This is a genomic window from Flavobacterium sp. PS2 (assembly GCF_046250155.1).
GTDB lineage: Bacteria > Bacteroidota > Bacteroidia > Flavobacteriales > Flavobacteriaceae > Flavobacterium.
In genome coordinates this window covers 1,583,948-1,596,705 of the sequence record NZ_CP176426.1, presented here as the reverse complement: position 1 = coordinate 1,596,705, position 12,758 = coordinate 1,583,948, and the positions used below count along the sequence as shown (strand labels likewise).

Below are 12,758 nucleotides of genomic sequence, written 5' to 3'. Positions count from 1 at the left end.
ATTTCTAAAATGTTTTTAATTGATGATGTTCAGGGAGTTTGCATATCCTTTACCAATTACACGATCATAACGGTCTCTATTCTCTCGATAATAAACCAATATAGTGTATTCATTTTCGGTTTGGAAAAAATTACCATCGATTGCATTCTCATAATCAATTGCTCCTTTTTTATCGGCTATCTGATATTGGTAATTAGTAAATCCTTGCTTTATCATTATGGCTTTTTCGTATACGCCTTTCTCAGTATTATAATCCATTTTATTCTCGGGAGTTAAACCGTAATTGTTGAACATTCCGTTAATGTATATGTCTTTATTGAGTCTGAAGGCCGGTGCCGAAAGTGAGAAGTAAACCCAGGCATAGTCAGCTTCGACTTCATTGTTTGTTGCATTCATGTTTTTTACAACAAAGTTTCCATTTATATCCTGATAGTTTGTGTAAGGAAAGTTTCCTCTGGCGCTATTGGTGTATAAATAAGAATTATAAATGTCTTTGCTAGAATCTACTCTTCCTACGTTGTTACCAGCGTTACGAATGTCTTTATTTTCAAAATATAAAAATTCATTTCCAGCCCAGAATTGGGTTTCATTATTGTATTTATATATTAAATCATTTCCAATTGTGTATTGTGGTGGAACGTTTTTAATTCCAGTATTAAAGTTCCCATTTTGTATTAAAAACACTTTTACACTTTGTAATGGAGTCTGAAAAAGAAAAGAGTTAGATTTTATAGCAAAATCCAAATTATGCTTGTATTCGATATCGCTTACTGTTCGGCTTCTTCTTACCTGAGCGGGAACAGTAACTAAGTTTTCATATACAATGAACTTTCTGGAAAAGATAACTTCTTTATCTTCATTTAGAATCTTAATAATATAATTACCTGTAATCAATAATTGGGTATATTGATTTGGGAAAGATACTTTATAGTGTGAATATATCTGTAAGGTGTTAAATGAATTGGTATAATTGGTGATTCTCTGACCGTCAAATCCTTGTAAATAATCAGTTTTTGGAATATCAGACGGAATCCAATTGTAATCGCAATGTGTAATTTCGTAATAATAATCAGCTTCATTACCAAATAAATCATCAAACTGGAGTTGAAAACTATTTCCTAATTCAAATATCGGAACAACATTTTGTCCACCTTGTTCAAACGAAACTGTTTTGATATTATATGGTGGAGTGATTTCTGATTGTACTTGGGCTGTAGCTGAAGTAAAAACAAGAATAAAAATTAATTTTCGGAAGAATGAATTTGGCATAATATATTATGTTGCAAGATTGTAAATATAACAATTTTATATAACGAAAAATGTACCAATTTATTAGGAACCTAATATATACTCCAAATTAACTTCGATTTCATCGTTAACAAAGCTTTCTTCTAAAAGCGAATCAGATAATAGTTTTTTGTTTTCTTGCAGTTTAATTATTTTTTCTTCAACCGTATTTTTCGAAATAAACCTTACAACGTTTACTTTGTTTAATTGCCCAATTCGGTGCGCTCGTCCAACTCCTTGTTTTTCTGCAAAAGGATTCCACCATGGATCTAAAAATAAAACATAAGATGCTTTGGTGATATTTAAACCAACGCCACCTGCTTTAAGCGAAATAAAAAATAACAATGGATTTTCGTTTTCCTGAAATAAATTTACTTGTTGCTCTCTTTTCTTGGCAGGAGTATCACCTGTAATCTCACAAAAAGCTATTTTGTTTTCTTTACACCAAGTCGTGTAGAAACTCAAATTAGTAACAAATGAACTAAAAATGATGGTTTTTTGTTTCTCTTTTACTAAAGTTTCCAGGTAATTAGTGACCGCAATATATTTTCCGGAATCAATCTCTGATTCCTGATCTACCATTTTTGGGTGATTGCTCAGTTGTCTTAACTTCATCAAAGTATTGATAATGCTAATTTTGTCTGGGCCGGATCCATCAGTTTTTAGTAAAAAATTACGAGCTTTTGATTTCTCTTTTTCATATAATTTTTCCTGTTCAGGATCCATATCGCAATAATAAATCTGCTCTGTTAATTCTGGTAAATCCTTTAAAACCTGCTCTTTGGTTCTTCTTAATATATAAGGCTGAATAAGATTTTTTAGTTCTGCTAAACTATCTTCATCTTGCTTTTTCTCAATTGGAATTTTAAAATTTTCGGCAAAGAAATTATAACTGCCCAAAATATCCGGATTTATAAATTGCATTTGCGACCATAAATCGTCCAAAGAGTTTTCGATAGGCGTACCACTTAAAGCTATTTTATGTTCCGTGTTTATTTTAGTAATAGCTTTGAAAATTTTAGAATTTTTATTTTTAATGTATTGACTTTCGTCCAAAATTAAATAACGGAAATTGTATTTTTCTAAAATTGAAATATCGCGATGAATGATGCTGTAACTGGTAAAAATTAAATCTGATGATTCTAATCTACTCGCTAATAATTTTCTGTCGTTACCAACATACTGCATTTTCGAAAAATGTGGTGTAAATTTCCCCGCTTCGTTGTACCAGTTAAAAACCAATGAAGAAGGCAAAACAATCAATGTTTTTAAAGGTTCCCTTTCAATAATGGTTTCATTTTGAAATAAATCAAAATTCGTGGTTTTGGTTGTAAATCCTAACTGTTCTTGTACGGCAACCAATACGGCCAAGGTTTGTAAAGTCTTACCAAGTCCCATATCATCAGCCAGACAAGCACCTAAATTGGAGTTAAAATGACTCAAAAGCCATTTTACACCATCAATTTGATACGGTCTTAAAGTCGCTTTTAGTAAATCAGAAGATACATATTCAGCTTTTAGAATTGGATTTACATCGTCTTTGATTTCTGGAATAGCATCTAATGCGGCAAAATTACTTTTGCGTAAAAGCAGATTCCCATTTTCTGTTTTTGCCAGTTTTGCCAGTGAACTATATTTACTGAGCCATTCTAAAGGAATCAAAAAATAGTTTCCGTCAGGCAATAAAAAGAGTCTTTCTTTGCTTTTTATGTTTGGAATAATTTCGCTGAAATTGATTGTATAGTCTCCAATCGAAATGATTATCTTAATGTCAAACCAATCTTCTTTAGTTTCTCCTTTTGAAAATAAAACGGTATGATTTTCTGTAATGATTGCTTTGCTTTCCAGTTGCAAATTTTGGATTGTAAAACCTAAATTTTCTAACTCTTCTTTACGATTAATAACCAATTGAATATTGGTATAAGGATCTGGAGTTTCTGTATCTGAATTCCAGCCAAACAAATCGTTTTTAATTTTTATAAAACCAATTTCCAGCAATTTGTTTGTATATAAATCTTCATCAGAGCTTCGTTTAAACTGAATTATTTTTGGTTCATTGGCAACACTAAAATCAACAAACGTATGTGTTTTTTTAGTTTTACTAGCGTCAAATGAATATCCGTTATAATCGAAATGAAGGTTGAGATAATAACAGTTTTTAAAGAAATCATAAACAGATTGAATCGTACAGGAGATAATTTTATCACGAAGTTCAATTTCAAAACCAGTTGCTTCAATGTCAGTTTTTTTAGCTATTTCGGGAATGAAATTTTTAAAATAATCATCAACTAATCTTGAAGGTATTTCGATTGATTTTTTCTTTAAAAAAGGCGTAAGTTTTTTAGAATTCAACTCTTTTAACTGTCCTAGTTTTTTATTGATAATTAACCAACCTGGCGCATCCAGCAGTATATCGATACTACTATTCATGGGTAGAAATGTAGTTTCGTTTTCTTTTAACGATAGTGTATATGTAATTCCTTCTGCGTGTTTGTCAAATTGAATTTGAGGTTCAAAATCGAGAGGATTAGTACTAACTCGTGTACGATAAAAATCCTTTTCAATTCCCATGTTAATAGATAACGGAAATTGTTCTTTTACAATTAGTGTGTAAAAGGAACTTAAATGTAGTTGTAGATGCTGGCGAATTGCAAAATCAATTTTGGAATCTTTTTGCAGATCAGTAATTGTTTTTGCCGATTTGATTTTTGCGCTAAATTTCTTGAAAATAAATTCAGGCTTTAAAGATTCACAAGCCGTCAGTATTTTTTTTGCATTGGGATCTAAATTTTCGAAAACAATTCCAAAACCTTCAAGAACGTCTGCGGTTGCTTTTTTGTTTAAATATTTAATGTCATCATCAATAGCATCTTCTACGATATAAGCAGTTGGGATATAGGTATTCAGATTTTTTTCAAAACTGATGTCAAAACAAAATTGAAATGATTTCGAAGGTTCCAAGATTAAGGGTTTGGTTTGGTTGTGATTTGGGGAGTTGTCTAATTCAAAAAAAAACTAAAAAGTAACGCTGATAAAACGGATTGCTAAAGCAAAACGCAGATAAAAACGGATTTTTTGTTTTAGTTATTAATTCGAATCAAAAATTTAAATAAAAAAATATTATTCCATTGATAAACCTAACAGGTTTTTAAAACCTGTTAGGTTTCGAATGATTATCATATTTTATGATTCAGTCTGATTGTATTATTGCTCAACAGCTTTTAAATGAACTCATATCACTTATATGGTTCGAAAAAGCGTTTAGTTTTCCTGTTTAAAACAAAGTGGGATAATTTCTCCTTTGGCCAAACAATATTTCTCTACCAGTTCCGGAGCTATTTTGTTGGTGTAATCTTCTTCGATTACTATAAAGCCAATGCTTCTTAATTTATCAAAATAATCACGACCGTAAATACGTACGTGGTCATATTGTCCAAATATTTTAGCACGTTCTTTTTGGTCGGTAATAGTATCATCGGCAAAAGTAACTTCTCTTGATAAATCTTGTGGGATTTGCAAAATAGCCATTCCGCCAGGTTTTAAAACGCGAAATAATTCCTGCATAGCTTTTGTGTCATCAGGAATATGTTCTAAAACGTGATTGCATAAAATAACATCATATTCGTTATCCTTAAAAGGCAAATTACAGATGTCTGCTTTTACATCTGCTAAAGGAGAGAATAAATCAGTAGTTGTATAGTCAAGGTTTTTTTGCTTGCGGAATAGTTTGTAAAAAGCTTGTTCCGGAGCAAAGTGTAATACTTTTTTTGGTGCTGTAAAAAAATCAGTCTGATCATTAAGGTATAACCATAACAAGCGGTGTCTTTCTAAAGAAAGTGTGCTTGGTGATAATACATTGTTACGTTGAGTTCCATAACCATAAGGCAAAAACATTTTGAAACTTTTACCATCGATAGGATCAGTAAATTTATCTCCTTTTAATGTAAAGGCTAAAATAGGACGCGCCACATAACTCAAACGAATTAATAATGGACGTGGAATGGTGTTAAGTACTAGTTTAAAAAGTTTCTTCATGGGTTGGTTTCGCAGAGTTTCACAAAGCTAGCACAGAGCTTCACTAAGTGTTTATAAATCTTTTGATATTGTTTTTTAAAATTTTTGAATCAAAGTTAATGAGCAATCCTAAAGGATAATTTCCAAGTTTTAGATAAGTAAGTATTTGTGCAAAATGTACATCTGTAAAAGCTTCGACAGTTTTTAATTCAATAACAATTTTATTTTCTATCAGCAAATCGATTCTATATCCATGATCTAACTTTATATCTTTATAGATAATGGGTAGAGCTTTCTGTTTTTCAACAATTAAACCAGAGTTCACAATTTCGTAATACAAACATTCTTGATAAGCCGATTCTAATAAACCAGGTCCAAGTTGTTTGTGAACTTCAATTGCAAGTCCAATTATTTTATATGTAAGTGCATCTAATTTTTCACGAGATTCAGTGTTTTCTTCATACATTTCAATAGGCTTATAATAAAAAATTTAGTGAGTCTTGGTGTATATCTCTGTGAATCTCCGTGGAATAACTACAGTACTAATGGCACTTTTCTAAATTCATCCTCTTCATTACTTTCGATTCCTAGTGCTTTATAGATGTACTGGAAAGTTGATAAGATTTCTGGTTTACCATCGATTAAAGCTACATCGTGTTCAAAGTGAGCACTAGCTTTACCGTCGGCAGTTGTAATTGTCCAGCCGTCTTTATGTTGTTTTATGTTACGAGTTCCAAGGTTAATCATTGGCTCAATGGCAACAACCATTCCTTCAACAAAAAGTTTTCCTCTACCTTTTTTGCCATAGTTAGGCATTTCAGGATCTTCGTGCATTTTTTGTCCAAGTCCATGACCTACTAGTTCGCGAACAACACCATATCCATGTGCTTCGGTATATTTTTGTATTGCGTTTCCAACATCTTCTACGCGGTTTCCAGCTTTAAATTCGCGGATTCCAACATATAAAGATTCTTTGGTAACTTGTAATAGTTTTTTAACTTCTGGAGCAACTTCTCCAATTTCAAAGCTATAAGCATGATCTCCGTGATACCCATTTTTGTATGCACCACAATCTACCGAGATAACATCACCACTTTTTAGAGGTGTATTATTCGGGATACCGTGAACAACTTGCGAGTTTGGACTCATACAAAGTGAGTTCGGGAAGTCGTACAAACCTAAGAAGCTTGGTACTGCACCGTGATCACGAATAAATTCTTCGGCTAGTTTGTCAAGATATAATGTGGTGACTCCTTCTTTTATTTCAGAAGCAATCATTCCTAATGTTTTAGATACGATTAAGGCACTTTCGCGCATTAATTCTATTTCTTCACGTGATTTTACAATAATCATAATTTCGGATTTTCAGTTGGCAAAAGTACAATTTTAATATTATTTTTTTTAAATAGCTTTTGTATTTAATTATAACAATAATAATTAGGTCAAATAGCTATGATAAATATATAGAAAGTTTGTAAAATTATCTTGTTAAAATGAAAACAGTTGTAGAAACAATTGAATAAATTAGCTTATTAATTAACTCGTTACATTATGAAAAGTAGTAATAACCAAGAAGGCATAAGCAAAGCGGCTGGTTTGATTAAGATGAAGAGATTTGCTTTGGGAGTATTGGGTGTAGCTGTAGTTCTTTTTTTAATAGCAATTTATTTTAAAATAGGTTGGCTAAAAGCTTTTAGCGAGGCGGCTATGGTGGGGGGAATTGCAGATTGGTTTGCTATAGTGGCTTTATTCAGGCATCCTCTGGGATTGCCAATTCCGCATACAGCTTTAATTCCTAATAATAAAGATGCTATTGGGCAAAATCTCGGCACTTTTGTTTCTGATGAGTTTTTAATCAAAGAGAAATTAGAAGTAAAAATCGAGCAATTTAATTTTGCCGAAAAGGCTGCAAGCTGGCTATCTGAAAAAAGCAATGCAAATACAATAGCTTTATTAATTATTGAAGATATTATACCAGGGATTTTAAAAACAATTGTAGATGAAGATGTTCAGAAGTTTATTCAGGCCAAATTTGAAACCAAATTAAGAGAAATAAATTTTGGAGAATGGATTGCGGTAGGGTTGGAGTCTTTAACTAAAAGCGAAAAACAAGAGCAGTTAATTACTAATGTTTTAAAGATCCTTACAGAAGAATTGCAGAATAACAGAGATGTGATTCGCGAAAAAGTAAATAAATCAACGCCTTGGTACACGCTTGGTGTGGCCGATAAAAAAATTGCAGACGGTATTTTTAACGGACTTTATGAATTTATCGATGAGGCAAAACATTCTAACAGCAGTATCAGAAGAAAAATAAATGCCTATGTCCTTGATTTTATTACGGAATTAAATAGTTCGCCAGAGCTTCAGCAAAAAGTAAATGATTTAGTGATAGAGTTTGCTCATAAAAGTGAAGTGAAAGAGTATATCAATGATATTTGGAGTCAGATAAAAGTTGCGATTTCTGCCGATTTAGAAAAGAAAGATGATTCTAAGATAAAAAATAAAATCATCAGCATGATTCAGAATTTTGGAGTCAGTATAAAAGAGGATGAAGTTATGTTGAGTAAAATCAATAATTTTATAAAAATAGATTTGCTAGGAATCCTTTTGAAGAATAAGCAAATGATTGGAGATTTAATTGCTTCATCGGTAAAGAGTTGGGATAAGGAAGAAATCTCTAATAAGTTAGAATTAGAAATCGGGAAAGATCTCCAGTTTATCCGAATTAACGGAACTGTAGTAGGTGGGTTTGTAGGTCTTTTTATTTATTTTATTGAGCATATTATCACCTAGAAAAACGGTTGTTTTCAAAAAACGAAAAAGAGACAAATTCTAAAACGTATCTCTTGTCTGAAATATTTTTAACTTCCTTTTTTAATTCTATCGTATAGATACAAATATGGTAAATAAATTTCGAACACGAATTTCACTAATTTGCACAAATTTTAATGGCTAAATTAGTTTGTGAAATTAATTTCACAAACTAATTCGTGTCAATTTGTGAAATTCGTGTTTACTTTTTATACTTATGTCCAGACGGTAGGTTTTTAATCAGGGTTTGCCATAATTTTAAAAAGTTCCGAATTAGAAATATAAAATCTGTTTTCTAAGGCAATAGCAGCAAGTTTAGCACTTACTAAATTATTCTCTCGAGTATTAATTAAGAATAAAGAGCTTTCTCCAAACGAAAATAAACGTTCTTCGGAGTTGAGCATTGTAACATTGTTTTCGACCAAATCTTTCGCCAGTTTCTTTTGTTTTAAGAGAGAGGTGATTTCTGTTTTTTGCGCGCTTATTTTATTGGTTAATTGTATTTTTTCTAAAGCCAAAGCAAATTCATTCTCCTGAAGTTTATATTTCGCTAGTTTTAAGCTCCCTCGTTCCTTTCTTAAAAATAAAGGAAAATAAAATTCCAATCCTATTTTGTAATCTTCAAAACGATAATTATCAATGTAACCTGGTTCTGATAAATAGGAGTAACCCACATTTATTTTGGGTAACAGCATATTTTCTTTTAGCTTTTTTTCTACATTCAAAATCTCTATTTTGTTTTGTAACGCATTTATTTTCGGGTGAGTTTCTAAGCTAAAATCGTTTTGTAATAAATCGTTGGTTTTTAAAGTTTCTTGCAATGAGTTTTCTAGCTCAGTTTCAGGAATAAGACTATCCGACATCTCCAACGGAATATTATTTTCTAACCAAAGAAAATTAGATAGTTCTAGTTTTGATTTAGCCAGTTTTAGTTTAGAATCCTCAAGGCTTAATTCTCTGTTTTTTAAACTAATTCCAGCTTCAATACTATCAATTGCAGGTTTGTCTCCTTGACTTATTAAGGCTTTGATTCCTGTTAGGCGTATTTGCGCATTATTATTGTACGTTTCGTAAAGCTTCATTTCGTCAAAATTCTTCTTCCAGTTAAAATAAGCAATCGAAGCATCGTATAATACTGCTATGGCTTGAAGTTTTCTTTCGGATTCGCTTAGTTTTATCTGAATTTTTGCTTTTCGAACATCCGCCATTCTTTGATTAATGAATAGCCCTTGCCCAATAGGTACACTAATTCCAAAAGAAGTTAATCCTTTATTAGGAGTTGTGTTTTCGGGATTAAGATAAACACCTTCGTTATTATCGAACCCTGCTTTTAACTCAATTCCGTACCAAGTCGGAATTTTAAAACTGCTGTTTAAAATGGAGTAGTATTCTTTGTCTTTAAATTGTTTTTGACTAAAATCGACTTCAATTTTTGGATCAAAACCACCTCGAGCCATCATTAAATTGGCTTGGGCTTTGCTTACTTCCAAATTAGCATTTTTAACCAAAGGATGGTATTTTTTTACATATCCAAGAAATTCATTATAACTGAATTCCTTAGCAATTGGTTCTTGACCAAAAACGGTAAAACCAATAAAGAGAAAGGCAATAAGTATTGGTTTCATTATTTCTTTTCTTTTGTAGTTTTTGTATCGCTCTTATAGTAATTAGGAGGGAATCCGTTAAGAGTTCTCCAAATCTCAAACCAAATTGGTACAGTATCTAACAATGCAATTGTTTGTGCACCAGAACCAACACTAAGTTGTTTAGGCCATTTAGCTTCGGATGGGTCTGGGGCAATCAGGATTCTGTATTTACCATTGTCGCTAATAAAATTCTCTATAGCTACAACTTGTCCTCCAAATGTTCCGTAAGATATATCAGGCCAGCCCGAAAATACTATCGTAGGCCAACCATCAAACCAAACACGTACTTTTTCTCCTTTTTTTATCAAAGGCAAATCAATAGGATTTATAAAGGTTTCGACCGCAATATCATATTCAGATGGCATTATGGTTACTATCGGAGTTCCCTCTTTTATAGTTTCTCCAATACCTGCTAGTAATGCTCTGTTAATGTAACCATTTTGAGCTGCTTTGATGTAATACATGCCATTACGCACACTATAATTTACATATTGATTTTCTAGTTTATTAACTTGTGCTTCAGTATCAAATTTATTACTCAAGGTTGTATATTGATCACTTTTTGCTTTAGCTGCTTTTTCAGAATATTCGGCAGTGATTCTGTTAATCTCTACTTTAGCATTTATGTATTCATTTTTGCTGGTTAGATATTTATTTTCTTGAGTTATAATTTTAGCATCAACATCTTGTAATTTTAAGCGTTTTTCCTCAACATCGGTCATCGGTTTTAAACCTTCTTTGTTTAGTTGCAAGGCACGATTATATTGTGTGTTTGCAATTTTTAGCTGCGTTTTAACTGCAACAAGATCTATGCTGTCGCTTTTTATTTTTAAAAGCGATTGTTTTACTTTATTTCTTGCTTGCTCTAATTTTAATTTCTTCTCGTTTTCTATAAATTCTATTTGCTTAGAAAGTGTATTTACTTTTTCTCCATAGGATTCTAGAGATTGCTTTTTAGCATCAACTTGGTTTTTAGTGTTTTCTACTAAATTTGGATCCATGTAGTCTTCTTTTATCTCAGAAATAAACATGATTGTATCTCCTTTTTTTACAAAATCCCCTTCTTGTACATACCATTTCTCAATTCGACCCGAAATAATACTCTGGATAGATTGTGGTCTTTGGTTGGGCTTTAAGGTCGTTACAGATCCTGAACCAGAAATATTCTGAGTCCAAGGTAAGAAAAGCGATATTATTACGAAGATTGCGGTGCCTATTATTATTTTATTCAGGATTTTATAATGAGGCCTATTGCTTAGGTCTTTTATAGTTTTATACTTGTCAAGAGGCTGTAACTTTGTTTTATTGTCGGAAATGTTTAGCATGGCGTATTGTTTTTTTGATCAAGTATAATAAGGCCGTTTTGCATGGTTATTTTTCGCGTAGATTTTGTTTTCCAATACGGATTTTTAGAGGAAACAATAATGGTCCATTTATTCTTGTTGGAAGTTATAAAATCAATAATTTCATTAGCAATTTCATCATCCATAGTATCCGTCGGATCCTCATAAAAAAGGATTTTTGGTTTATGAATAATACTTCTTGCTAATAAGATTTTTTGAGCATTAGAGGAAGATAATTGTCTTCCTTCCGGGTAAATATGTGTGTCTAAACCTTTTGGTAATAATTTAATAAATGGGCTAAGTTGAACTCCATCTACGGCCCACTTTAAATCCTCAGAGCTTATCGATGGGTCATTAAAAGTAATGTTTTCTAAAATGGTTCCTTCAAACGGGGTTTCATTATGAATAATACTGCCTATTTGTGAGCGATATTGTTTTAGGTTTATTTTCTTAAAGGTGTCATCATTGATATAAAAAGCACCAGAACTTTGTTTAAGTACGCCCGATAGTAACCTGATAAGAGTAGTTTTTCCGGAGCCATTTTGACCATCAATTACTATTTTTTCTCCCTGATTTATTTTAAGGGTAATAGAATCCAACGCATTCTTCTGGGAATCTGGAAACTTTACACTTAAACCTTCTGTTTCTAAAGTGATGTTATTATAGCAACGGTCATTTTGTGAATCTGAATTTTCTTCTAATTCTAAATCCGTTACTTGTCCTATTTTTTCAACAGAAGTTAAAACGTCATAAAAACTTTCGAGTCCCAGGATGATTTTCTCAACAGAGTTAATAACTAATAAGATTATAATTTCTGCAGCAACAAACTGTCCAATGTTCATTTCCTGACTTAATACTAAATATCCTCCAATAGATAGTAAACTAGCAGTTATAATGATTTTAAAAAGAATCAATTGTGTAAATTGTCTTTTGATAACGCTAAAATGTTTTTCGCGATACGTAAGATAACCACTTACTATTGAGTTGTTTTTTTGAAGTGCAAAATCATAATTAAGTTCATTCCTGAAACTATAATTATTACGCGCCATTTCTTGTAACCAGCTTGCAACTTTATACTTGAATTTCGATTCTTTTAAACTAGTTTCTAAACCTGATTTGTACGAAAATTTAAAAATGAAGTATAAAAGAAGAAATAATAAGAGTCCAAATACTATAAAATAGGGATGGTATAAGGACAGTAGGATAATTCCAAAAGTGATTTGGAGTAAGGCTGCCGAAAAATCAGTTAATAATTTTGAAGTTCCTTTTTGGATGGTCATGGTATCAAAAAAACGATTTGTTAATTCTGGGGGATACGTACCATACAATTCGGATTGTTTTATTTTAGGTAAACGAGCTGCAAATTCAAATGAAGCACGAACAAATATTTTTTGTTGCAAGTTTTCGGTAATTCGCAATTGCATAAAAGATAAAATACCAACAAGCGCAACTCCGGCAACAACTAAGATGATAAGAACAATCCAGGATGCACTTACCCTGCCAGATTGTATAAAAGTAATAATGGCTTGGATTCCTAACGGAAGCGATAAACTTATTAATCCTGCAAAAATAGCATAGAAAAAGATTTGATAAATGTCTTTTTTATCTAGCTCAAGTAAATTGTAAAATCGTTTTATTGGAGTCATAATTGGTT

Annotated in this window: 9 protein-coding genes; 1 reads left to right on the top strand and 8 read right to left on the bottom strand. The window is 31.7% G+C overall.

Going from position 1 to position 12,758, the window contains the following annotated elements:
* Positions 1-15: 15 nt before the first annotated feature.
* The 5 genes from ACJ6WR_RS06735 to map form a co-directional block, all read right to left on the bottom strand.
* Positions 16-1,269 carry a DUF5103 domain-containing protein gene (locus ACJ6WR_RS06735; protein ID WP_409417406.1) on the bottom strand — a complete coding sequence of 418 codons (1,254 nt, stop codon included), beginning with the start codon at positions 1,267-1,269 and terminating at the stop codon, positions 16-18.
* Between the two features lie 63 nt (positions 1,270-1,332).
* Positions 1,333-4,248, bottom strand: coding sequence for a DEAD/DEAH box helicase (locus tag ACJ6WR_RS06730; protein WP_409417405.1), 2,916 nt, complete (start codon positions 4,246-4,248; stop codon positions 1,333-1,335).
* Between the two features lie 300 nt (positions 4,249-4,548).
* On the bottom strand, positions 4,549-5,322 hold the full coding sequence (locus tag ACJ6WR_RS06725; protein ID WP_035618021.1) for a class I SAM-dependent methyltransferase: 774 nt from the start codon (positions 5,320-5,322) through the stop codon (positions 4,549-4,551).
* Positions 5,323-5,365: 43 nt separating this feature from the next.
* Positions 5,366-5,767, bottom strand: coding sequence for a GxxExxY protein (locus ACJ6WR_RS06720; protein ID WP_409417404.1), 402 nt, complete (start codon positions 5,765-5,767; stop codon positions 5,366-5,368).
* A gap of 68 nt (positions 5,768-5,835) precedes the next feature.
* A complete protein-coding gene (gene map / locus ACJ6WR_RS06715) occupies positions 5,836-6,654 on the bottom strand; it encodes a type I methionyl aminopeptidase (RefSeq protein ID WP_039118482.1) in 819 nt (272 codons plus the stop codon).
* A gap of 198 nt (positions 6,655-6,852) precedes the next feature.
* Here map and ACJ6WR_RS06710 point away from each other — a divergent pair, with 198 nt between their 5' ends.
* Positions 6,853-8,097: a DUF445 domain-containing protein gene (locus ACJ6WR_RS06710; protein WP_409417403.1), complete on the top strand. Its 1,245-nt coding sequence runs from the start codon at positions 6,853-6,855 to the stop codon at positions 8,095-8,097.
* A 254-nt stretch (positions 8,098-8,351) separates the two neighbouring features.
* Here ACJ6WR_RS06710 and ACJ6WR_RS06705 read toward each other — a convergent pair whose 3' ends face one another.
* From ACJ6WR_RS06705 to ACJ6WR_RS06695, 3 genes are read right to left on the bottom strand one after another with little or no spacing between them, the layout of a single operon-like run.
* Entirely contained in the window at positions 8,352-9,740 is a 1,389-nt protein-coding gene (locus ACJ6WR_RS06705) for a TolC family protein (RefSeq protein ID WP_409417402.1), read from the bottom strand.
* Positions 9,740-11,086, bottom strand: a complete 1,347-nt coding sequence (locus tag ACJ6WR_RS06700) for an HlyD family secretion protein (protein WP_409417401.1) — start codon at positions 11,084-11,086, stop codon at positions 9,740-9,742. The genes ACJ6WR_RS06705 and ACJ6WR_RS06700 overlap by 1 nt, the downstream gene beginning before the upstream one ends.
* Entirely contained in the window at positions 11,080-12,750 is a 1,671-nt protein-coding gene (locus tag ACJ6WR_RS06695; RefSeq protein WP_409417400.1) for a peptidase domain-containing ABC transporter, read from the bottom strand. Before ACJ6WR_RS06695 ends, ACJ6WR_RS06700 begins: the two co-directional genes overlap by 7 nt.
* Between the last annotated feature and the right edge of the window lie 8 nt (positions 12,751-12,758).